The following is a 22335-nucleotide window of genomic DNA, read 5'->3' as shown; positions in this document are numbered from 1 at the left end:
GTGGCGGCGCCCGCGGCCTTCAGCAGCTCAGGCCCAGCAGCCGCTCGCGCAGGCGCTGCGGTTCGGCCTTGTGCAGCAGCTCGATCGGGAACGGCGCGTCGGCCGCCCGCTGCGCGAACGCACGGTCGAGCACGCCCTGGGCGCTCAGCGTGTCCAGGCAGGGCAGGGCGTCGGCCGGCGGCGTCGCACACGACTTGACCAGCACCAGACGCTCGGCGTTGAGGCGTCGCGCCAGGCCCAGCGCCAGGCTGTCGGAGGTGACGTCCCAGTGCGTGTCGGCATCGGGCGTCGCGCGGCACATCGCCATCGGCAGCCAGACCGCGGTGCGCCCGCGCCGCAGCACCTGGCGGATCGCCGGCTCGCTGTCGGCCAGCTCCAGCTCCGGCGCCAGGGCCTGCGCCAGATAGGCCGACTGCGCCATGGCCAGCACCGCCATGTTGTGCGCGGCCAGATCATCGAACTGCCAGTGGCGCTGGCTGTCGCGCACGCCATCGGCGAAACGCCCGCCGCCGCACACCAGGGCCACCCGGCCGCCGCCGAGTTCGGCCGCCAGCTGCAGCCATTGCGGCAGGCAGGCGTCCTCGTTGAGGCTGCCGCCGATCTTGATCACCCACATCGTGCGTCCTCCGTCGTCCGGGTGGCGTGTGGCCGTGGCGGGGCCGGCGGCCGTGACAGTGCCTGCGCGCGCAGGCTGGCCACGGCCACCGCGGGCAGGGCCACCAGGGCCCAGCCGATGCGTTCGTCGGCCGTCATCGGTGGGTGGCCGGCGACCTCGGCCGGCCCGGTCGCTCCGGGGGCGGCCGCCGGTACGACCACTGCGGACAGCCCGGTCAGTCCGGCCAGGCCGGCCGCATCGACCGGGCGGGCCGCCGTCAAGCCCGCCTGGCGCAGCAGATCGGGCAGCAGGAAGCGGCCGCAGCCCACGGCCAGCACCGGCGCGTCCGCCGGCAGAGCGTGGCGCTGCCAGACCTGGCGCAGGCTGGTGGCCATCGTGGCGAGCTGGACCTGGCGGAAGTGCCGGGCCAGCGCCTCCCATTGCGCCGGCGTGCCGTCGGCCGCGTCCAGACCGATCATCCGGGCCAGCCGTGCGCGGCTGGCGGACACCGTCTTCGGGCCCTGGTCGGCCGCGGGCTGCTGGTCGTGGCGTTCGTCGAGCTCGCCGGTCAGGCGGTAGACGTCGGCGCTGGTGGCGAAGAACTCGTTCATCAGGTTCAACGGGCGGCCCTGCCACGGGGCCTGCGGGCCGAGCGCGCACAAGGGGGTGCGCACCACGCCGTGGTAGACCAGCTCGCCACAGGCCAGCCGGTCGACATCGCGCCGGCTGTCGCCCAGTACCCGGCCCGCCCGCCAGGCGACCAGATCCGTCGTCGTGCTGCCGATGTCCACCAGCAGGCCCGGGCCGGGCAGGGCCCGGGCCGCCCACTGCGCACTGGCCAGCCAGTTGGCCGAGGCCACGTCGTCCCAGGCCGCGGCCGCGTCCGATGGCCGCAGCCAGCCGCGCTGGCCGGCCCAGACCGCCACGGCGGCCGATACCGGCGGCGGCGCCGCTGCCGCGTCCGCCGCGTCCGCCGACACCGCCGACACCGCCGTGTCGGGGGTGTCCGCGGCGGCGGTGGCCGGCGTCGCCGTGTCGGGGCGGGGCGCGGTCGTCGGTCGCAGGGCGTCATCGAGCGCGGCGGTGATGGCCCGCACGCCACTCAGGCGGTCGGGGAACAGGTCGGCCATCTCGCCGCTCATGGTCAGCGCATGCCGCACCGTGGCGCCGGCCGGCAGCCGGGCGACCGCCTCGGCCAGCACGGCGTGCAGGCGGTCCAGGCTCTGCCACAGCGGACAGGCCCATTGCCACACCTGCTGCAGACGGCCCTGGTGCAGCAGCGCCAGCTTGACGTGGGCGCCGCCGATGTCCCAGCCGGCGATCCAGTCCCCGCCGTCGGGCCGGGGGGGCGCGGCCGGACCGTCCGATCGCGCGTGCTGCGGGGCCTCCGTCCTGACGCCGGGCTCAGCCGCCATGACGGCCTCCGTGCGGCCGTCGCGCGGTCCGCGCGGGCGTCAGGCCTGCGGGGGGGCGGCGATACTCGTGCATCGTGATGTCTCCCTTTGTCTTGTCTGGCCGCCGGCTCCGCACGCGGCGGGTGCCGCCGCCGCTGTCCGGCACCGGCCGGTGCGGCCGCGGTCCGCGGTCGCGCCGGATGCAGGCCGGTGCCGGTGTGGCCGGAGGGTGTCCATGCGGGTGATTCCGGTCGTCGATCTGCAGTCGGGTCGGGTCGTCCATGCCCGGCGTGGCATGCGTCAGGCCTACGCGCCGGTGCGTTCCGCACTGTGCCACCAGCCCGATCCGGTGCAGGTGGTGCAACAGTTGTGCCGGCATGCCGGCGCGCCCTGTGTCTACGCGGCCGATCTCGACGCGCTGGCCGGTCTGCCGGTGCAGACGGCGGTGCTGCGCGCCTTGTACGCGGCCGTGCCCGGCCTGCAGCTGTGGCTGGACGCGGGCTGGACCGACGGCGCCGCGGCCCGGTCGCTGGCCACGGCGCTGGGGGTACCGCTGGGGGTGCCGCTGGGCATGCCACTCGGGATGCCGGCCGGGCTGCCCGCCGGGATGCTGCCAGGCATGCCACCCATCACCCGCCCGGCCGGCGGCCTGCCGTGCGCGACGGCCGGGCTGCCGGCTGGCGGCGTTCTCCGACCGGCCGCAGATGTGCCGCCGCTGCCTCGGCCTCTGCCGGGGCCGGTCCTGTGCCCGGTCTTCGGCAGCGAGAGCCTGCGCGAGGCGGCCGTGCTGGACACGCTGCCGCCACAGGCCCTGCTGTCGCTGGACCGCCGTGACGGCCGGGCGATGGACCCGGCCGGGGTCTGGGCGCGGCCCGCGCAGTGGCCGTCACAGCTCATCGTGATGACGCTGGAGCGGGTGGGGGCCGACCTGGGGCCGGACCTGGACACACTGGCGGCGGTGCGCGCGGCGGCCGGGCCGCAGCGCCGGCTGATCGGTGCCGGCGGGGTGCGTGGCCTGGACGATCTGCGTGCCGCCGCCGCGGCCGGGGCCTCGGCCTGGCTGGTGGCCAGCGCCTTCCACGACGGCCGTCTGCCGCCCGGACTCGGTCTCGGTCTGCCCCCTTGACCCGTCCCGCGCCGATCAGGAAACGCGACACCCCGCGACACAGTGTTGCAGTTTTGGCCCGCCGCCCGACCGCCGGGGCCGGTCTGCCCCGGCCCTGGCGGTGGCACATCGATTGCGATCATGGATCCGATGGCCCCGACCTCCGCTCCGCCCGCCCGCCCGCCCGCCGGCTCCGCCCTTCGTCCGCCCGACCGGCCGCATGATCCGCTGGACTGGACCTGCCCCTTCTGCCCGCTGCTGTGCGACGGCCTGCCGCGGCCCCATGTGCAGCGGTCGGCCGACGGTGCGGCCACGCCCGGCACATCGGCCGGCACATCGATCGCCACATGGGCCGGCATCGACTGCACGCGCGCCACGGCGGCCCTGGCGCTGCAGCCGGTGGATGTCGATCACGTGAGCGCTAACCCTCTGGTCGACGGATGCGCCGTCGGGCTCGAATCTGCGCTGGACCAGGCGGCCGCCCTGCTGCGGTCGGCCCGTCAGCCCCTGGCCGCGGGGCTGGCCACCGATGTGGCCGGCGCGCGGGCGATGTACCGGCTGCAGGCGGCCTGCGGCGCGATCTCGGACGTGGCCGGCGGCGCCTCGGTGATGGCCGCGCTGCGGGCGCTGCAGGACCGCGGCGGCTTCTCGACCACGCTGGCCGAGCTGCGCAGCCGCGCCGACTGCGTGCTGGTGCTGGGCCGCCCGCCGGTGGACAGCGCGCCGCGGCTGTTCGTGCGCCCGGCCGGGGCGCTGGAGGCGCCGGATGCGCTGGCGCCCGATGCCGAAGCGCCGGATGCGGCGGTGCTGGATGCGGTGACACCGGACGGCGACACGTCGCAGGACGATCCGCCCATCGCGCCGCTGCCGCCGCACCGCGGCGCGCTGCTGGCCTGCGCCAGCGGCGATGCCGCCTGCTGCACCGCGCTGCCCGGCGCGCCGTGCCTCGACGAGGTCGAGCCCGGCGGTGACCTGCCCACGCTGCTGGCCGAGCTGACGGTGTGGGTCGGCGGCCGCCGGCCGGCCGTCGTCCGGCCCGCGCTGCAGGCGCTGGCCGAGCGCCTGCGCGCGGCCCGCTACGCGGTGCTGGTGCTGGAGAGCAAGCCCTGGGGCGAGGCCGCCGGCCTGGTGGTCGAGGCCGCCAACCGGCTGGTGGCGGCGCTGAACGTCCGCGGCCGTGCCGCGCTGCTGTCGCTGGGCGGCGGTGACGGGGCGGCCACCGTCAACCAGGTCCAGACCTGGCTGTCGGGCCTGCCGGTGCGCAGCCGGGCCGGGGCCGACGGCCTCGCCCACGAGCCGCTGGCCTGGGACACCGGACGTCTGCTGGCACCGCCCGACGGCGGGCCGGCGGCGGTCGATGCGCTGCTCTGGGTGTCCTCCTTCGGCGTCCAGCCGGCGCTGCCCGCGCTGCCGGACGACCTGCCGCTGATCGCGCTGCAGGTGCCGGGCGCTCCCGTGCCCGACCCGGCCACGCGCCGTGCGCCGACCATCGTGATTCCGGTGGCCAGTCCCGGCATCGGCCAGGGCGGCCATCTGGTGCGCACCGATGGCTCGGTGATGCTGCCGCTGCAGGCGCTGCGCGCCGACGGCCTGCCGACCGTGGCCGCGGTGGCCGACGCGCTGCTGGCGCGGCTGCGGCCGCAGTGGCTGCCGTCCGCCACCACGGAGGTGCGCCATGGCTGAGTCCCGCAGCTTCATCCTGCGCGGCGGCCGGGTGGTCGATCCGCAGCACGGCGTCGACGGCCCGGCCGATGTCGGCGTGCGTGACGGCCGCATCGTCGCCGTCGCCGATCTGCCGGCCGGCACGCCGGTGATCGACCTCGCCGGCTGCGTCGTGATGGCCGGCGGCATCGACCTGCACAGCCACATCGGCGGCGGCAAGGTCAATCTGGCGCGCATGCTGCTGCCCGAGGACCACCGCCTGAGCGACGGCCGCCCGGTGCCGCTGCCCGCCAACCCGCTGGAGCTGCCGAGCTCGGGCTGCTGCACGCCGGGCACGCTGCACGCCGGCTACCGCTATGTCGAGATGGGCTACACCGCGGCCTTCGAGCCGGCGATGGTGCTGTCCAACGCCCGCCAGGCGCACATGGAGATGGGCGACACGCCCATCCTCGACCACGGCGCCTACGTGATGCTGGGCAACGAGGAGCTGTTCCTGCGCATGCTGGCCCAGGGGCGGGACTTCGGCCACATCCGCGACTACGTCGGCTGGGCGATCCGCGCCAGCAAGGCCCTCGGCGTCAAGGTGGTCAACCCCGGCGGCATCTCGGCCTTCAAGTTCAACCAGCGCGCACTCGCCGTCGACGAGGGCCATGCCCACTGGCAGGTCACGCCGCGCCAGGTGCTGCACACGCTGGCGCGGGCGCTGCGCGAGCTCGGCGTGCCGCACCCGCTGCACATCCACGCCAGCAACCTGGGCGTGGCCGGCAACATCGACAGCACGCTGGCGACGATCGACGCGCTCGAAGGCCTGCCCGGCCACCTGACCCACATCCAGTTCCACGCCTACGGCAAGGCCGGGCCGAAGAAGTTCAGCTCCGAGGCCGAGCGCCTGGCCGACGCGGTCAACGCCCGGCCCGAGATCAGCCTGGACGTCGGCCAGATCCTGTTCGGCCAGACGGTGACCGCCTCCGGCGACACCATGCGCCAGTACGCGAACCATGCGCTCGGCAGCCCGCGCAAGTTCGTCGGCGGTGACATCGAGTGCGTCGGCGGCTGCGGCGTCGTGCCTTTCCGCTACCGCGAGGAAAGCTACGTCAACGCGCTGCAGTGGGCGATCGGACTGGAGATCTTCCTGCGGGTGAAGAACCCCTGGCAGGTGGTGCTGACCACCGATCACCCGAACGGCGGCCCCTTCACCAGCTACCCGCACCTGATCAAGCTGCTGATGGACCGCCACTTCCGCAACCAGCAGCTGGAGCGGCTGCATCCCGAGGTGGCGGTGCAGACCCCGCTGCGCGACCTGACGCGCGAACTGAGCCTCACCGAGATCGCCATCCTGACCCGCGCCGCGCCGGCCCGCCTGCTGGGCCTGCGCGACCGCGGCCACCTCGGCGTGGGCGCGGCGGCCGACATCGCCGTCTACCGCGTGCAGGACGATCCGGAGGCGATGTTCGCGACGCCGACCCGGGTCTGGAAGGACGGCACGCTGGTGGCCCGCGACGGCGTGATCACCGCGGTCACGCCCGGTGGCGTGCACCTGGTCGAGCCCGACTACGACCGCGGCATCGAGCGCACGCTGCGGCGCGAGATGGCGGCGCTCGGCTGCGTCAGCCTGGCCGCGCAGACCATCAGCCACGACGAGCTGTGCAGCTGCTGCAACCCCGGCGGCCGCATCCTGCCGACGGCCTGTTTCACCGCCGAGGCCGCCGCGGCCCATGCCCCGGCGACACCGCATCCGGAGACCGCGGCATGAGCGCGTCCGCCCCGAACCCGACCCCGCCGCGGCCGGCCGACGGCCCCGCGCTGCGCGCCGGCCACACGGTCGTGCGTGCCGGCACCCGCATCGACGACAGCTTCGCCGAGGCCTTCCCGATGAAGGCGACGCGGCTGGTCATCACCGCCCACAACCCGACCTGGGCGATGCACGCGGCGGTGGCGGCCACCGGCTTCGCCACCAGCGTGATCGCCTGCGGCTGCGAGGCCGGCATCGAGCGCGTGCTGTCGCCCGAGGAGACGCCCGACGGCCGTGCCGGCGTGGCCATCCTGATCATGAGCATGTCGGGCACCGAGCTGACCAGGCAGATCGAGCGCCGCGTCGGCCAGTGCGTGCTGACCTGCCCGACCACCGCCGTCTACGCCGGCCTGCCCGAGGGCGCGGGCGCACCGGTGCCCCTCGGCAAGAACCTGCGCTTCTTCGGCGACGGCTGGCAGATCAGCAAGCTGATCGGCGGCCGGCGCTACTGGCGCGTGCCGGTGATGGACGGCGAGTTCGTCGCCCAGGACGTGACACCGGTGATCACCACCGCGGTGGGCGGCGGCAACCTGCTGCTGATGTGCCGCGACACCGACAGCGCGCTGGCCACGGCCGAGGCCGCGGTGGCCGCGATGCGCGGCGTGCCCGAGGTGATCCTGCCGTTTCCGGGCGGCGTGGTGCGCTCGGGCTCCAAGGTCGGCAGCAAGTACAAGGCGCTGATGGCCAGCACCAACGACGCCTTCTGCCCGACGCTCAAGGGCCTGAGTCCGCGCAGCGAGATCGACGACGGGGTGGGCTGCGTGATGGAGATCGTGATCGACGGCCTGAGCGAGGCCGCGGTCTCGCGCGCGACGACCGAGGGCCTGCGCGCGGCGCTGGCCCTCGGTGCCGACGGTGGCCTGCTGCGGATCGCGGCCGGCAACTACGGCGGCAAGCTCGGGCCCTTCCACTTCCACCTGCAGGCGCTGCTGCCGGAGGTGGCCGATGTCCGCGCGGCGGCGGCATCGGCGGCCGCGTTGGCGGTGTCGGCGGTGTCGGCGGAGGGCGCACGATGAGCGGCTTCGAACTGACGGTGCGGCCCGATGCGCTCGCCGCCTGCGCGCTGCGGCCCGATCTGCGCGGCCTGCGGCCGACGGCGCTGGCCGGGCTGGACGCGGCCGCGGTGGCGGCGTGGCCGATCGGCCTCGGCCGCGGGCGCATCGCGCTCGGCGAGTTGTTCGAGGTGCGGCGCAGCGACACCCCGGCGGCTGCCGGCGCTGACTCTGGCACCGGCACCGGCACGGCCGGCGACGCCCCGTGGCTGCGCCTGCAGGGCGATCCCGCCGCGCTGGGCCGCCTCGACCGCGTCGGCTGGGGACTGGACGCCGGCACGATCGAGGTCGACGGCCCGGTCGGTGATCAGGCCGGCGCGCTGATGAGCGGCGGGCGGATGGTGGTGCGCGGCCGTGCCGGCCTGCAGGCCGGCTGCCAGCTGGCCGGCGGCGCGCTGGAGGTGATCGGCGATGTCGGCGACTTCGCCGCCAGCGGCCTGCCCGGCAGCCTGGACGGCATGCGCGGCGGCACCTTCATCGTCCACGGCGCCGCCGGCGCGCGCCTGGCCGACCGCATGCGGCGCGGCACGCTGATCGTGCTCGGCGATGCCGGTGACTGGGCGGCATCGCGGCTGGTGGCCGGCACCGTCGTGCTGTGCGGTGGCGTCGGCGCGCACCTGGCCTATGGCCAGCGCCGCGGCAGCCTGCTGCTGCTCGGCGAGGCGGCGGCCGATCCGGCCTGGTCGCCGTCGAGCACCCATGTGCCGGCCGGCGCCGATGCCCCGGTGGCCTGGCAGCTGCTGGCGCGCGATCTGCAGGCCCGCCACGGTGCGCTGCACCCGCGGCTGCAGGGCCTGGCCGCGCGCCGGCCGCGCCGCTGGCTCGGCGATCTGGCGGCTGACGGTCGAGGTGAGGTGATCACCGCGCCGGCCTGAGGCGGCGCGGGCCGCACGCCGGGCTGCTGCGCCTTGCCTTGCCGCTGCGGCTGGGCGTGCGGGTCGCGTGGATCGCGTGGATCGCGCTTGTCGCGATCGGGCACCGCGGTGTCGCCTGCGGGACGGCGTCCGCCGTCCGCCTGCCCTTAGCATCGGGCGCGGCCGTCCGCGCCCCTGTTCCTTCCTTCCTTCCTTCCTTCCGTACCACCCATCGAAGCAGACCCCATGAGCAAGTACACCTTCCACGCCGGTGAGGCCACCGTGCTGGCCAAGGACGGCCAGTTCACCGACGCGATGCCCGAGATCCTGATCGGCCGCACCGACGGCCCGGTCGGCCAGGCCTTCGCCAACATGATGGCCCAGAGCAAGGGCCACACCGCGATGTTCGCGATCCGCGCCTGCAACCAGATGGTCAAGCCGGCCACCATCACCGTGCCCAAGGTGACGCTCAAGGACAGCGCCAACATCGACCTGTTCGGCGGCGTGGTGCAGGCCGCCACCGCGGACGCGGTGCTCGACAGCGTGATCGAGGGCGTGATCCCCAAGGACCTGGTCAACGAGCTGTGCATCGTCAGCCTGGTCTGGATCGATCCGCGCTGCGCCAAGGATCCGAACCTCGACAAGAAGGACATGTACCGCACCAACTACGAGGCGACCAGGCTGGCGATCCGCCGCGCGCTCAAGGACGAGCCCTCGATCGACGAGCTGATCGCCAACCGCCACACGATCAAGCACGACATGGACGACTGGAGCTGAGCTGCCGCGGTGGTGGCTCCGCCCGGCGCCACCGCCGCGCGCCGCGGCCAGCGTCGACAATCTCCCGATGTCCGATACCGTCTTCGCCCTGCTCGACGATGGCGGCGCCAGCCCGCAGGCGCCGCGCAGCCGGCTCTACACCGCCTGGGTGCGCACGCACCGCTGCAGTGATCCGTCCACGCTGGAGGCCTGCTGGCAGGCCGTGCGCGCCGACCAGGCCCGCGGCCTGCACGCGGTGCTGCTGGCCGACTATGAATGGGGCGCGCGCCTGATCGGCGCCGACCACGCGCACTGGCCCGACGACGGCCGCCCGGCGCCCGCGCTGCGGGTGCTGATGTTCGAGCGCCTGCGCAAGCTGGACGCGGCCGGCGTCGAGGCCTGGCTGGCCAGCCAGAGCGGTGCCGACGAGGCCGCCGGCACGCTGGACCTGCGGCCCAGCGTCGATGATGCGCAGTTCCACGCCGCCATCGACGCCATCCAGGCCGCGATCGCCAATGGCGAGACCTACCAGGTCAACCACACCTATCGCCTGAACGGCGCGGCCTACGGCCCGCCGCTGGCGCTCTACCGCCGGCTGCGCGCACGCCAGGCCGTGCCCTATGGCGCGCTGATCGCGCTGCCCGCCGCGGATGCTCCGCAGGCCGACGGTCAGGCCCCGGTCGGCGGCTGGGTGCTGTCGCGCTCGCCCGAGCTCTTCGTGCGCAAGGACGGCGCGGTGCTGACCGCCAAGCCGATGAAGGGCACCGCGCGCCGCGTGCCCGAGCCCATCGGTGACAGCGAGATCGCGCGCGAGCTGGCCCAGGACGTGAAGAACCGGGCCGAGAACCTGATGATCGTCGACCTGCTGCGCAACGACCTGGGCCGCATCGCGCGCATCGGCTCGGTGCGGGTGCCGCAGCTGTTCGAGATCGAGCCCTACGCCACCGTGTTCCAGATGACCTCGACCGTGCAGGCCACGCTGCGTGACGAGGTCGACCTGCCGCAGCTGCTGCGCGCGGTCTATCCCTGTGGCTCGATCACCGGTGCGCCCAAGCACTACACGATGGGCCTGATCGCGCGGCTGGAATCGACGCCGCGCGGGCTGTACTGCGGCGCGATCGGCTGGCTGGATGCGCCGGCGGGCGAGGGGGGCGCTCCGGCCGACGGCCTCGGCGACTTCTGCCTGTCGGTGGCCATCCGCACCGTGGTGCTGGGGCCGGTGGCCGACACCGACGGCCCCGCGGGCCCGGCCGGCACGCGGGCGCTGGTCACCGGCGTGGGCGCCGGCATCGTGCAGGACAGCGTGGCGGCCGACGAGGCGGCCGAATGCCGGCTCAAGGCCCGTTACCTGACCAGCCTGGACCCGGGCTTCGAGCTGTTCGAGACGCTGCGGGCCGACCCGGGACGCGGTGTGCGCCGCCTGGACGCCCATCTGCGGCGCCTGGGCCGCAGCGCGGCGCGGCTGGGCTTTCCCTTCGACCTCGCCCGTGCGCGGGCACTGCTCGACGAGGCCGGGGCGGCCGCAGCGGCGTCCGCCACGCCGCAGCGCCTGCGCCTGGCACTCGCCCATGACGGCCGGCTGAGCCTGCGCACGGCCGTGCTGGCGCCGTTGCCGGAGCGTCAGCCGGATCACCTGCCGGATCACCTGCCGGATCACCCGCTGGATGGGCCGGCGCTCGCAGCGCCGGCGGTCGCGCTGGCGGCCCCTCCTGCGGCCCGCGACGCCGGCTGGCCGGCCGACGAGCCGCTGGCCGCCTGGATCGAGGCTGAGCAGCGCACGGCGGTCGATCTGTGGCTGGACCCGCACCCGCTGCCGGCCGGGCCCGATCCGCTGGCCGGCCACAAGACCAGCCGCCGTGCCCGCTATGACGCCGGCGTGGCCGAGGCGGAAGGCCGGGGCGCCTTCGACATGCTGTTCCAGCAGGCCGACGGGCGCCTGTGCGAGGGCGGCCGCAGCACCGTGCTGCTGCGCCTGGACGGCCGCTGGTGGACGCCGCCGCTGGCCGACGGCGCCTTGCCCGGCGTGCTGCGTGAGGCGCTGCTGGCCGATGCCGACCTCGGCGTGAGCGAGCGCCGCCTGCACCGTGAGGACCTGGCCCGCGCCGAGGCCGTGGCCGTCTGCAACGCGCTGCGCGGCGTGCTGCCGGTGCACCGGGTGCATGGGCTGTGGCGGCCCGCGGTGGCCGGCGCGGATGGCGCCGCCGATGCCCCCGCCGATGCCCCCGTCGATGACGGCCGGGCCCCGATCGCCCTGTTCGACCTCGACCACACGCTGATCGACTTCGACAGCGGCCAGGACTGGACCCGTTTCCTGATCGCCTGCGGCGCGCGGCCGGCCGCGGCCGCCGACGAGTACCTGGCCTATGCGCACCAGTACGTGGCCGGCACGCTGGACATCCATGCGATGCACCGGGCCTGCGTGCAGCCCCTGGCGGCCTTCGCGCCGGCGGATCTGGCGCGCTGGCTCGACCAGTGGGCGGCCAGCGTGCGCGCCCGCCTGCGGCCCGACCGGCTGGCCCTGGTCCAGGCCCAGCGCGCGGCCGGCGCACGGGTGGCCATCGTCACCGCGACGACGCGGCTGATCAGCGCCCCGGTGGCCGCGCTGTTCGGCGTCGGCGCGGCCGATCTGCTGTGCACGGCCACCGCGATGGCGCCGGACGCCGACGGCGCGCTGCGGCCGACCGGCGAGATCGACGGCCAGCCCTGCTTCCGTCAGCACAAGATCGCCCACGTCGAGGCCTGGCTGGCCCGCGAGGGCCTGCGGCCGCTGGCACAGCAGCCCCACAGCCGCTTCTGGAGCGATTCGGCCAGCGATCTGCCGCTGCTGGAGGCGGTGCGTGAGCCGGTGGCGGTGGCGCCCGATGTGCGGCTGCGGGCGATCGCGCAGGAACGCGGCTGGCCGGTCGTCGACTGAAGCCGTCGGCTGCGGCCGCGCGGGCCGGCTCAGCGCCCGGGGGCGAGCTGGAGGTGTTCGATGCGCACGTGGCCGGCGCCCACCGACCGCAGCACCATTTCGACCCGGCGCTTCTCGGTCGGGCTGTCGCAGCGGTAGACCAGCCGGCAGGGGCCGTCGCCATGCCGCACCTGCGCCACCAGGGCGCGCAGGTGCTGGCGGTTGTCTTCGCCCTCGACGATCTCCGGCACCGTGCGGCCGATGACCTGGACGGCGGTGCAGGCCGCGCCTGCATTGGCCAGCGCGAACGCATCCCAGTCCGGCGAGACGGCCACGATGCGGTCGTCGCCATCGACCTCGTACCAGCTGGCCACGCGCACGGCCGGGATCCCGGAGGCGAGCGCCCGGGCGCCCGGCGGACCGCCTTCCGCCGCGTCCCTCACGGCGGACGCGGCGGACGCGGGGGCTGCGAGGGTGGCTGGATGGCGGTCATCGACGGCCGTCGGCGGGTCCTCGGCCTGCGCCGGCAGGCTCAGCACGAAGGTGCTGCCCGCCGGTGACGTGGCGTGCACCGTCAGCTCGCCCTGATGCTGGCGCACGATGCCGTGCGCGGCCGACAGGCCCAGGCCGGTGCCGGCGCCCACGGGCTTGGTGGTGAAGAAGGGATCGAAGATGCGTGGCAGCAGCTCGGGCGGGATGCCTTCTCCCTGGTCCTGCACCCACAGGCAGGTCCGCGGCCGACCGTCGGCACCGGTCTGTCCGACGAGTGCCAGCCGCAGCTCGCCGCCGCGTTCACGCATCGCGTAGCCGCCGTTCTTCACCAGGTTGAGCACCACCTGTTCGAGCATGCCGCGGTCGCCATGCAGCGTCAGTCCCGGCGCGGTGCTGAGCACCAGCCGCACCTGACGCGGCAGGGCGGCGCCCAGCAGGGGCACCAGGTCCTGCAGCCAGGCCGCGGCGTCGAAGACCTCGCGCCGCGGCGCCCGTTCGCGGGCGAAGCTGAGCATCTGGCTGACCAGCTCCGCCGCGCGCAGCGTCGCACCGTGGATGCCGCCGAGGTGACGGGCCAGCGGTGCGTCCGCGGGTGTCAGCGCCTGGCACAGCTCGGTCAGGCCCTGGATCGAGCCCAGCAGGTTGTTGAAGTCGTGCGAGATGCCGGCGGCCAGGGTGGCCACCGCGCGCAGCCGGTCGTTCTGGCGCAGCGCCTCCTCGAGCTGGCGCTGGTCACCGATGTCGCGGCCGATCGCCACGTGGTTGAGCAGCTGGCCGTCGCCGTCGTGTACCGGCGAGACGGACCAGGCGGCGGGAAAGCAGCTGCCATCCAGCCGTGGCTGGTCGATCTCCACATGGTGCGTGCCCTGGGCCGGCAGCGGGACCCGCCAGACCGCCGCGGTGCCGGCGCGGGCCGTCTGCAGGTTCCAGCCGGTCGCGCGGGTGAAGGCCGGATTCAGGTAGTCGATCCGGCCCGCCGCGTCGAACATCAGCACCAGATCCTCGGTCTGCTCGAAGACCGCGGCCAGCCGGGCGTGTTCGGCCTGCCAGCGGCGCTCGGCCTGCTGGTGCTCGGCCAGCTGCTGGGGCAGGATCAGCGCCAGCATCATCGGCATCACGTCGCCCCGGGCCAGGCTCAGCCAGCCGGCGCGCTCGGGGCTGCCGGCCGGGGCGTTCGACCAGTCGGCCGCCAGACGGCGCTTGGCCGCGGTGTGGATGGCCAGCGAGTCGTCCATCGACGTCTGCCGCGGCAGGCGCCGGGCGAGCCGGTCCACCGCCAGCAGCACGTCCTCGCGGTCGAAATCGTTGCCGGCGCGGATGTAGCGCACCAGCAGGTCCCGGTACTCGGAGATCAGGTCGTCGACGCAGGCGGGCATGGGGCTGACGGCCCCTGTGCCGGGGCCGATGCCCGGAGCTATCGGCGCGCCGGCGGGCCGACTTGAGCCCGGCGGTGGCCGTTCACACCGCCTCCACCCAGGCCGCGATCACGGCGGCGTCATCCCGCGGCTGGCGCGCGGTGGCCAGCAGGTGCTCGCACAGCCGCAGCGGATCCTGGCGCCAGGCGGCCGGCACCACCGGCAGCGGCAGCCGCTCCGGCAGGCCGTCGCTGTACAGCAGGAGCCAGTCGCCCGCGCACAGCGTGAAGGCCGGCGTGCCGACGGGCGGCATCGCGTGGCCACGGACCGGTGTCGGCGCGCCGACGATGCCGTAGGCCGAGGGCAGCCCGTGCAGCCGGCCGTCGCGCAGCACGCCCGCACGCGTGTTGCCGATGCCGGCATGGTGCAGCTGGTCACCACGGACGCAGGCCAGGCCGATCGCCGCGCCCCGGGTGCCGGCCAGCGGACCGTGCAGGTCCTCCAGCAGCTGCCGGGGCTGCGGCGGACCGGCGCGTGCGTCGGTGATGGCCGGTGCCAGCGCCGCCAGCGCGGTGTCCGCGGCCAGGGCGGCCAGCGGACCGTGGCCCAGGCCGTCGATGATCGCCAGCCAGGTGCCACCGTGCCGGTCGTGCCAGCAGCCGGTCCGGTCGCCGCAGGCGTGCTCGCCTGGCGCGGCCATCGCGCTGCGGCCGCAGCGCAGGCTAGCCATGGCGGCTGCCGCGCAGCGGCGGCTCAGCCGGGGGCCGGGGCAGGTTCAGGGCGACCCGGATGCGTGTGCCCGCACCGGGCGTGGACAGGATCTCGAACTCGTCCGTCAGGCGCTGCGCGCCCGGCAGGCCGCAGCCGAGCCCGCCGGCCGTGCTGTAGCCTTCCTGCAGGGCCAGCGCGATGTCGGCGATCCCCGGCCCCTGGTCGAGCGACCACAGCTCCAGCTGCCGCCGGGGCTGCTCGCACAGCCGCAGCAGCAGCTCACCGCCGACGGTGGCATGCATCCACAGATTGTTCGCCAGCTCCGAGGCGACGGTGGCCAGCGTCGCCGCGAGCACGGTGCCGGCGCCCTGCTGCAGCGCGAAGGTCCGGGCGGCCGCGACGGCGTGCGGCACGTCCGACTCGCGGCGTACGCGCAGTCGCAGATCCTGGGGATGGGGCCGCTCCAGGGGCATGGTGCGCCTCAGGCCATGCGCCGACGGCGGCGCATCTGGGCGCAGACGTGGGTGCCGCCGGTGTCGGAGTGCAGCTCGAAGTGGTCCATCAGCCGGCGCGTGCCGGGCAGGCCCACGCCCAGGCTGCCGCTGGACGAATAGCCGTCCTCCAGCGCCCGGGCCACGTCGGCGATGCCCGGTCCGCGATCCTCGACCGTCACCTGCAGCACGATCAGCCCGGCGTCCGATCGCTCGTCGAGCGTGCACACGCCATCGTGGGCATGCGTGAGCGCATTGCGGCACAGCTCGGAGACGGCGGTGGCGAAGCGGGTCTGGTCCATCACGCCGAGACCGGCGGCACTGGCCAGCTGGCGGGCCAGCGTGCGTGCCCGCAGCAGATCCGGGCTGCCGTGCAGCTCAACGCGATGGCTGTTCGTCATCATCGGACACCTCCGCGCCGGGAAGTGCCGCATCGGCGTGTCGACGCAGCTGCTGCAGGCGGGCGATCGCCCGCTCCAGGTTGAAGGCGGTCGGCACGTCGACCAGATCGCGCCCCATCTCGACCAGGGTCAGCGCCACCGCCGGACGCACGCCGCAGACCACCGCGACGGCGCCCAGCAGGCGCAGCATGCGGGTGGTGTCATTGAGGACCCGGGCCATGTAGGAGTCCACCAGATCCAGCGCCGAGACGTCGATCACGACGCCGCTGACCTGATCCCGGCTGACCCGTTCGGTCAGCTCGCCCTGGAACTCGAGCACCTCCTCGTCACCGATCTCCGCGTTCAGCGGCACGATCAGGGTCTCGCGGTCGAGCCGCAGCATCGGCACCCGCATGGCCTCAGCTCCCCCGCACCGCGTGGTCGAGCCGCCGCCCGGTGTACTGCAGGGCCAGTGCGACGCCGGCCTTCAGCGTCCCGCGCGTGGGCACACCGCTCATGTCGATGCCCAGCTTGACCATGGTCTGCGCCGTGCTGGGGCTGATGCCGGTCAGGATCACGCGGGTGCCCAGCATGCCGGCTGCGGCCACCGTGCGCAGCAGGTGGCGCGCGACGCTGGTGTCCATCACCGGCACGCCGGTGACGTCGATCAGGGTCACCTCGGCCTCGGTGCGGCCGATGGTCTCGAGCAGGCGCTCGGCGATCTGCACCGCGCGCACCGAATCCACCACCCCGACCAGCGGCAGCAGCAGGATCGAATCCCACAGCGTGATCACCGGGGTCGACATGTCCAGCAGGGACTGGGCCTGGCTGCGGATCACGTCCTCGCGGGTGGCGACGAACTGGCTGACCAGCGTGGTGACGCAGCGGTCCATCAGCTGCAGCAGCAGCACCGCGGCGCCGCTGTCCAGGCCGAGCTGGCCCAGCAGCACGTCCTTGAGCCCCTGCACGAAACGGATCGAGCTCTCCGGGCTCTGGCCGCGGACGGCCCGCAGCTGGCTGGCCTCCGACAGCACGCGGTCGAGTGCCGTGCCCTGCACGCCGTCGCCGCCGCTCCCCACCGTCTCCAGCCAGGCGGCGAGTGCGGCCAGCAACTCCTCCATCTCCTGGCGCAGGGCCTCGCCGTGCCCCTGCTCGCCGGTCTGCAGACGGGCCTGCCAGGCCTGCAGCAGGGCGGGCCGTTCGCGCAGGATCAGCGCATGGAGCTGTCGGGCAGGCGTGTCGGACATGGACGGACTTTCAGCAGGGTGCACCAGCGGCGAAGGTCCGGCAGGCCGGGGCAGTGCAGAAGGCCGAACCGATCCATTGTCACCGATGGTGTGCGGCCTGCTTCAGCCGCCGAGTGCCGTGCGCACCGCCTGCTGCAGAGCCGCTCGGCCGAAGGGTTTGCCCAGCATGCAGGTCGCACCCACCAGCTGGGCCGTGTCCAGGTTGAACTGGGGCGAGATCGCGCGCCGGCCGCCCGAGATCGCGATCACCGGCAGCTGCGGCCAGCGCCGTCGCACCTCGGTGATGACCTGGGCACCGTCCATCGCCGGCATCAGCATGTCGGTGATCACGAGATCGAAGCGCTGGCCCTTGAGCAGGCGCTCCAGCCCCAGGTGGCCGTCCGCCGCCTCGGTCACCTGGTGGCCGTCGAGGGCCAGCAGCTGGTGCAGGGTGTCGCGCAGCAGCGCGTCGTCGTCGATCAGCAGGATGTGGGGCATGTCCGGGACTCAGAACAGTTCGATGCGGCGCGCCGGCTCTCCGGGCTGTGCGTCGCAGGTGGCATCCGGGTCGCGGTGGCGGGCCTCGGAGGCGACATAGCGCTCGACCAGCGCCTGCGCACCCTCGTGGGTGTCGAGCACGCCCGGCTCGCCCTGGCGCAGGCGTTCGACCAGATCGTTCAGCACGTCCTGCCGCTCGCGCATCGTCGGCGCCAGGCGGTCGACGATCTGTCTGAAGATGTCCTGGTACTGCGCGGTGTCCAGCAGCTCGGTGATGCCGGAGTTCAGCGCGGTGTTGTGCTCGGTGATCGCCGTCAGCAGCATGCCGTAGAACTGCCGCATGTCCAGGTAGCCCTCGTCGAGCCGCCGGGTCAGCGTCAGCAGCCGCGAGGCCTCGGTCTCGTTGTGCTGCAGGCGGGCCGCGGCGTCGCCGCTGCTGCGCGCCTGCACCGTCTCGACCAGCCGGCCGATGTGCTGTTCGATCTCGCGCGCGGCCTCGTTGGACTGCAGCGCCAGGCGGCGGACCTCGCCGGCGAGCACGGCGAAGCCGCGGCCGGCCTCGCCGGCACGGGCCGCGGCCACGGCGGCGTTCATCGCCAGGATCTCGGTCTGGCGCGCCATGCCGCGGATGGTTTCGGTGATGCCCGACAACTGGCGCACCTCCTGCACCAGATGCCCGATGTGCTGACGCTCGTCGGCGATCTGCTGCGGCAGTTGCTGCACGAAGTGTGCAAGTTCGCCGACGATGCTGCCGCTGCGTTCGATCTCGCTCTGCATCTGGGTGCTGTGGCTCTGCGCGCTGTGCAGGTAGGCCATCAGGCGTGAGGAGGCGCCCCTCAGGCCGGTCACCCGCTCGATCAGCTGCAGGGCGGAGGTCTCGGACAGATCGATGGCGCGGGCCAGCTGCCGCAGCATCTCCTCGTCGAGGCGGCGCATGTGGCCCAGCGGCGGGCACTCGACGGCCGGCGCGGTAGCGGCCGTGGCCGGGGACCGCAGACGGGCGAAGGCCGCCCACAGGCCGGGCAGGCTGGCGCCGGTGAGCATCGCGGCCGACAGCGCCCAGTACGGGTGGCCGGCGGCCAGCAGCGCGGTCATGGCCGGCAGGCCCAGGCCCAGGCCGAGCAGCGCCAGGGCGCCGCGTTGGCCCAGGGCCGTGGCCTGGGCGCGGATCCTGCTCAGGAAAAGGGGGGAGGACAGGTCGCGCGCGGCGGAGGGAACGTCGGTACTCATGGTGCAGGCGCAAGGCGGCAGGGGCCTGCTCCCGTCAGCGGTCATGGACCTTGTTTCGGTCGTCGGCCGCCAAACCTGAGCCTGCGCTGTGCGGCCGATGCGCCGGCCGGCGCCGCGCCGTGCCGCATCAGGGCTCCAACCGCAGGATCTCCAGTTGCTCGTCGACCGTCTCGAAGGTGCCGGTGCCTGCCGGCATCTGCATCAGTGGCCGGCGGCTGGCCCCGTCCAGCAGCCAGACGTTGGGATAGACGAGGCCGCGGGTGCGCTCGTCGCCGAGCGCGCGGTTGAACTCGACGAAGGGCCGCCAGGGGCCGTCGTCCAGGCGCAGCAGCAGGCGGTCACCGCGGATGCTCAGGCTGCTCCTCAGGTCGACCATCAGCCATTCGTGCGCGAAGTGCGGCCGCAGCGCCGTCGCCTCGCGCGCGAGGAAGGCCTCGTAGCGGCGGCAGAACGGGCAGGTGTCGGCACCGAGGTAGACGTAGAGCCGGGGCAGGCCCCGGGCCCTGGCCGCGGCGAAGGCCGGTCGCAGGTCGAAGGCCAGGGTCTGGCCGTCGGCGCTGCGCTCGCCCTCGATCACCAGCGGTGCGTAGACGGCGGGCAGGCCGGCATGGGCGGTGCCGGCCGCAGCACCTGTCAGGGCCGTCAGGGTGGTCAGGGCGATCATCGCGGGCCGGGCGGAGGTCAGGCGGGCGGCCAGCGTGATGCCGACGCTGGCACCGAAGCCGGAGCCAACGCTGGCACCGACGCCGACACCGACGCCGACACCGACAGCCCGGCGGGCCGCGCTCATCGCGCGGGCGACCCGCGCCTCAAGCCAGCGCCAGGCGGCCTGCATGACGCTGATCCTTGGTGTCCTCGACCTCGGCCTGCAGCGCGCCGCCGGTGTCGTGGAAGTGGAAGCGCCAGCCCGGGTTCTCGCTGCACGAGAAGTCCTGCTCGCTGTCGAACAGCGGGCGGCCGTCCTGCAGCACGCGGATGCGGCGCACGAACCACGGCGGGATGTACATCACCGTCTGCTGGTTGAGCTCGAAGCCGGTGTCGTTGGGATGCAGCACCGTGACCTCGGCGGCATTGAGCCCGCCGGGCTGCCAGGGCGCGGTCAGCCGCAGCGTGGTGCGGCCGATCGTCTCCGGAGATTCACGGTTGGGTGGCGCCGAGCAGCCGCCCGAGGTCTTCACGTAGCGCGAATCGGTGTGCAGGCTGCCGTCGGACAGTTCGGCCACCACGCGCACATGGCCGTATTCGTCGACCCGCAGCCGGGTCTCGAAGTCGGCCTGGCCGAGGGCGCGTGTCAGCGTCAGCGTGGCCGCCAGTGGCGAGGGGTTCTTGTCGACCAGCAGCCACAGCCGCCGCACCCAGGGCTCGTCGTGCTGGCGCAGCGGCGTACGCAGCGTGATGGGCACCGAGGCGCCATAGGCCGCCCGCAGCGGGGCCTGCAGGCGGATCAGGCCGCTGCCGGCGTCCGGCCGCCGGTCGCCGAACAGGCGCGCGCGCAGCCGCTCCCATTCCGGCGAGCCGTCGCCGTGGGCGGCACTCGGCAGGCCACCGGGGGCGGCACGGGCCGCTGCGCCGGCGACGAGCGGCATGCCGGCGGCGGCGCGCAGCAGCCAGTGGCGACGGGTGGCGCTGAAGGTGCCGGCGGTACCGACAGCACCGACGGCGTTGACGGCACTGACGGCGCTGACGGCACTGACAGCACCGACGGCACTGACGGCACTGACGGCACTGACGGCGTTGGCATCACGGACGGCGCCACCGGCACGGACGATGTCCGTGGCGCCATCGGCGTCCGGGCGTGCGGGTGTCGGGGTGGGTCGGGTCCTGTTCGGCATGGGCTCACTCCCGCAGCAGGGCGCGCTCGTGGCGCAGGAGGAGGATGGACGCGTTGCGCCGGTGGATGGTGTCGACCTGGTCCCAGTCGGCCTGCCCGGCCAGCGTGGCGGCATCGGCCACGGCGCTGAGGGCCACGCCGTCGCGGGCCAGGGCGCGGGCCCGGGCGTCGAGCGCGCTCAGGTAGTCCTGCTGGGCGCGCAGCATCGGCGCGGCGGGGCCCGGCGGGCCGTGGGCGGGCACGATGGCCCGGATGCGCTCCGTGCCGATGTCGCTGCCGCCACCGCCGCCGCCGCCGCTTTCGCTGCGCCGCAGCAGGTCTTGCAAGGCCGTCTGCCAACCGGCCAGATCGGCGTCCTGGATGTCGGGGATGCGGCGGTGCTCGACCACGCCGCCGGCCAGCAGCCAGCCGCTTGCCGGGTCGTGCAGCACCAGATCGCCGGGCGCACTGGCATGGCCCAGGCGCAGCAGGCGCAGGGGGCGGCCGATGTCGGGCAGGCCGGTGCTGGCCTGCTGGCCCGGCTCGTCGTCGAGCAGCCGGTCCGGCCGCACCACGCGGGTGCCGGCCATCCACCAGGGCCCGGCCTCGCGCCGCAGGGCGCGCAGGCAGCCCTCGCAGCGGGCGGCCATCAGACGGGCGGCGCGGCGGCCCATCAGCACCGGCACACCGGCGTCCTGCAGCGCGGCGGCGCCGAAGACGAACTCCTGCCGCGCCTGGCTCAGCCACAGGCCGCGCAGCGGTCGGTCGGTGGTGCGGCGCACCGCCTGCAGCAGGGCCTGGCCGTGGCGCCAGGCGCTGCCGCTGTCGATCACCAGCACGCCGTCGGGGCCGACGATGAAGGCGGCGTGGGCGGTGCGGCCGCCGTTGCGCGCATCGGCCTCGCCGCCGCTGCCCGGCCACAGCCACAGGCCGTCGCCGAGTGGCTGCGGGTCGGGCCAGGGCAGGGTGTCGGCCGGGGCTTCGGCGGGAGCCGGTGTGTCCGCGGGGGCCGGCGAGGGGGCGGGTGTGGCCGCGTCCGTGTCCGTGGGCCTGGTCGCGGACCTGGTCGTGGTGGGCGCCGTGGTCCGGGCGCTGGCGCCGCGGCCGCTGAGGTTCGCGGGCGGCGGGCTGTCCGCCGTCGCGGTGGTCGGCACGCCGGCTTGCGCGCAAGCGCCGAGCCCGCCCAGCACAGCGGCCGCACCCAGGGCCCCCGCCGCACCGAGCCCGCCGAGCAGCCGCCGCCGGGGCAGCGTGGCCGGGTCTGCGGCCACGTCCGCTGGTGCCGGTGCCGGCGCCGGCGCCGTGGCGCAAGGTGCCGGCCGTCGTGCGGCCGCGGCGGGGCGCGCACGCACGGCCGCGCCCTCAGCGGCCGGACTCGACCTGCTGCTTGAGCGCAGCCAGGCCGGACTTGTAGACGCCGGTGATGGCGGCCACCGCGGCCTCGTCGTTCTGGTCCGGCGGCGGGTCGTTGTTCGGGAAGCCGCGGTAGAAGGCGCCGCGCCACTCGACGATGGCCCGAGCGTCGCCGTCGGGCTTGACCGTCATCGTGCTGGTGTAGTTGGTCACCGGCAGCGCGCCGCCGTTCTTTGCCCGGTAGCTCAGACGCATGCGGGCCTCGTCCCAGGCCTCCAACGTCTCCTCCAGCGCGCCACCCCCCTTGAGCTGGATCGAGCGCACCGAGCCCACGGTGTTGCCGGCCGATGCCGGGCTGTCGGCCACGGCCGGGTGCCAGGTCTTCAGCCCGTCGAAGTCCTTGATGCGGGCCCAGACCTGGGCGGCCGGGGCGTTGATCGTGATCTCCTCGGTCACCTTCTGGCGGGTCGGGCCGTGGGCGGCGGCCGGGCCGGCGAGCAGGCCGGCGCCGGCGGCTGCCAGCAGCAGGCCCAGCCAGGTGCGGCGCCGCGGTGGCACGCCAGCTGAACGGGGCGGGTGGGCCGGCTGGACCGGGTGGGCGCCATGGTCAGGGTCGTGGCAAGCCCGGTCGGTGCGGTCGGCCAGATCGTCAGGAGCGCTGCAGGGGGGGCGTCGTGTCGTCATCG

21 protein-coding genes are annotated in these 22335 nt (G+C 74.7%); 7 read left to right on the top strand and 14 right to left on the bottom strand.

The features are described from left to right. Positions 1-19: 19 nt before the first annotated feature. Complete coding sequence (locus tag AACH11_RS04390; RefSeq protein ID WP_341372977.1) at positions 20-616, bottom strand: amino acid kinase family protein; 597 nt, start codon at positions 614-616, stop codon at positions 20-22. After that, positions 607-2010 carry a hydantoinase/oxoprolinase family protein gene (locus AACH11_RS04385; RefSeq protein ID WP_341372976.1) on the bottom strand — a complete coding sequence of 468 codons (1404 nt, stop codon included), beginning with the start codon at positions 2008-2010 and terminating at the stop codon, positions 607-609. The genes AACH11_RS04390 and AACH11_RS04385 overlap by 10 nt, the downstream gene beginning before the upstream one ends. Before the next feature lie 214 nt (positions 2011-2224). On the opposite strand from AACH11_RS04385, the gene AACH11_RS04380 reads away from it, so the two are divergent. From AACH11_RS04380 to AACH11_RS04350, 7 genes are all read left to right on the top strand, one after another. After that, on the top strand, positions 2225-3115 hold the full coding sequence (locus AACH11_RS04380; protein WP_341372975.1) for a HisA/HisF-related TIM barrel protein: 891 nt from the start codon (positions 2225-2227) through the stop codon (positions 3113-3115). A gap of 129 nt (positions 3116-3244) precedes the next feature. Further along, entirely contained in the window at positions 3245-4777 is a 1533-nt protein-coding gene (locus AACH11_RS04375; RefSeq protein ID WP_341372974.1) for a molybdopterin-binding domain-containing protein, read from the top strand. After that, on the top strand, positions 4770-6509 hold the full coding sequence (locus AACH11_RS04370; protein ID WP_341372973.1) for a formylmethanofuran dehydrogenase subunit A: 1740 nt from the start codon (positions 4770-4772) through the stop codon (positions 6507-6509). Before AACH11_RS04375 ends, AACH11_RS04370 begins: the two co-directional genes overlap by 8 nt. Then, positions 6506-7564 (top strand): formylmethanofuran--tetrahydromethanopterin N-formyltransferase, encoded by a 1059-nt coding sequence (gene fhcD, locus AACH11_RS04365; RefSeq protein WP_341372972.1) that lies wholly within the window; start codon positions 6506-6508, stop codon positions 7562-7564. Before AACH11_RS04370 ends, fhcD begins: the two co-directional genes overlap by 4 nt. Then, positions 7561-8475 carry a formylmethanofuran dehydrogenase subunit C gene (locus AACH11_RS04360; protein ID WP_341372971.1) on the top strand — a complete coding sequence of 305 codons (915 nt, stop codon included), beginning with the start codon at positions 7561-7563 and terminating at the stop codon, positions 8473-8475. The genes fhcD and AACH11_RS04360 overlap by 4 nt, the downstream gene beginning before the upstream one ends. A 225-nt stretch (positions 8476-8700) precedes the next feature. Then, positions 8701-9231, top strand: coding sequence for a formaldehyde-activating enzyme (gene fae / locus AACH11_RS04355; RefSeq protein ID WP_341372970.1), 531 nt, complete (start codon positions 8701-8703; stop codon positions 9229-9231). Between the two features lie 67 nt (positions 9232-9298). Beyond that, positions 9299-12124 carry an HAD-IB family phosphatase gene (locus AACH11_RS04350; protein WP_341372969.1) on the top strand — a complete coding sequence of 942 codons (2826 nt, stop codon included), beginning with the start codon at positions 9299-9301 and terminating at the stop codon, positions 12122-12124. Between the two features lie 29 nt (positions 12125-12153). On the opposite strand, the gene AACH11_RS04345 is transcribed toward AACH11_RS04350, so the two are convergent. The 12 genes from AACH11_RS04345 to AACH11_RS04290 all read right to left on the bottom strand — a co-directional run bounded on the left by AACH11_RS04345 (position 12154) and on the right by AACH11_RS04290 (position 22333). Further along, positions 12154-13971 carry a two-component system sensor histidine kinase NtrB gene (locus AACH11_RS04345; protein WP_341372968.1) on the bottom strand — a complete coding sequence of 606 codons (1818 nt, stop codon included), beginning with the start codon at positions 13969-13971 and terminating at the stop codon, positions 12154-12156. Between the two features lie 82 nt (positions 13972-14053). Then, the gene (locus AACH11_RS04340; RefSeq protein ID WP_341372967.1) at positions 14054-14680 is read right to left on the bottom strand and encodes a SpoIIE family protein phosphatase; all 627 of its coding nucleotides are present in this window, start codon (positions 14678-14680) and stop codon (positions 14054-14056) included. Beyond that, the gene (locus AACH11_RS04335) at positions 14673-15134 is read right to left on the bottom strand and encodes an ATP-binding protein (protein WP_341372966.1); all 462 of its coding nucleotides are present in this window, start codon (positions 15132-15134) and stop codon (positions 14673-14675) included. The genes AACH11_RS04340 and AACH11_RS04335 overlap by 8 nt, the downstream gene beginning before the upstream one ends. A gap of 8 nt (positions 15135-15142) precedes the next feature. Continuing rightward, the gene (locus tag AACH11_RS04330) at positions 15143-15553 is read right to left on the bottom strand and encodes an anti-sigma regulatory factor (RefSeq protein WP_341372965.1); all 411 of its coding nucleotides are present in this window, start codon (positions 15551-15553) and stop codon (positions 15143-15145) included. Further along, positions 15531-15947, bottom strand: a complete 417-nt coding sequence (locus tag AACH11_RS04325) for an STAS domain-containing protein (protein WP_341372964.1) — start codon at positions 15945-15947, stop codon at positions 15531-15533. The genes AACH11_RS04330 and AACH11_RS04325 overlap by 23 nt, the downstream gene beginning before the upstream one ends. A 4-nt stretch (positions 15948-15951) precedes the next feature. Next, positions 15952-16779: an STAS domain-containing protein gene (locus AACH11_RS04320; protein ID WP_341372963.1), complete on the bottom strand. Its 828-nt coding sequence runs from the start codon at positions 16777-16779 to the stop codon at positions 15952-15954. 102 nt (positions 16780-16881) lie between these two features. Further along, complete coding sequence (locus AACH11_RS04315; protein ID WP_341372962.1) at positions 16882-17256, bottom strand: response regulator; 375 nt, start codon at positions 17254-17256, stop codon at positions 16882-16884. Positions 17257-17265: 9 nt separating this feature from the next. Continuing rightward, the gene (locus tag AACH11_RS04310) at positions 17266-18486 is read right to left on the bottom strand and encodes a methyl-accepting chemotaxis protein (RefSeq protein WP_341372961.1); all 1221 of its coding nucleotides are present in this window, start codon (positions 18484-18486) and stop codon (positions 17266-17268) included. A 127-nt stretch (positions 18487-18613) separates the two neighbouring features. After that, a complete protein-coding gene (locus AACH11_RS04305; RefSeq protein ID WP_341372960.1) occupies positions 18614-19321 on the bottom strand; it encodes a thioredoxin family protein in 708 nt (235 codons plus the stop codon). After that, positions 19296-20318, bottom strand: a complete 1023-nt coding sequence (locus AACH11_RS04300) for a quinoprotein dehydrogenase-associated SoxYZ-like carrier (protein ID WP_341372959.1) — start codon at positions 20316-20318, stop codon at positions 19296-19298. The genes AACH11_RS04305 and AACH11_RS04300 overlap by 26 nt, the downstream gene beginning before the upstream one ends. Positions 20319-20322: 4 nt before the next feature. Next, complete coding sequence (locus AACH11_RS04295; RefSeq protein ID WP_341372958.1) at positions 20323-21567, bottom strand: MBL fold metallo-hydrolase; 1245 nt, start codon at positions 21565-21567, stop codon at positions 20323-20325. A gap of 91 nt (positions 21568-21658) precedes the next feature. Beyond that, positions 21659-22333 (bottom strand): SRPBCC family protein, encoded by a 675-nt coding sequence (locus tag AACH11_RS04290; RefSeq protein ID WP_341372957.1) that lies wholly within the window; start codon positions 22331-22333, stop codon positions 21659-21661. Positions 22334-22335 lie beyond the last annotated feature (2 nt).

The organism is Pseudaquabacterium rugosum (assembly GCF_038066575.1).
GTDB lineage: Bacteria > Pseudomonadota > Gammaproteobacteria > Burkholderiales > Burkholderiaceae_C > Pseudaquabacterium > Pseudaquabacterium rugosum.
The sequence above is the reverse complement of the archived record's forward strand: the minus strand, read 5'-3'. Positions and strand labels throughout refer to the sequence as shown.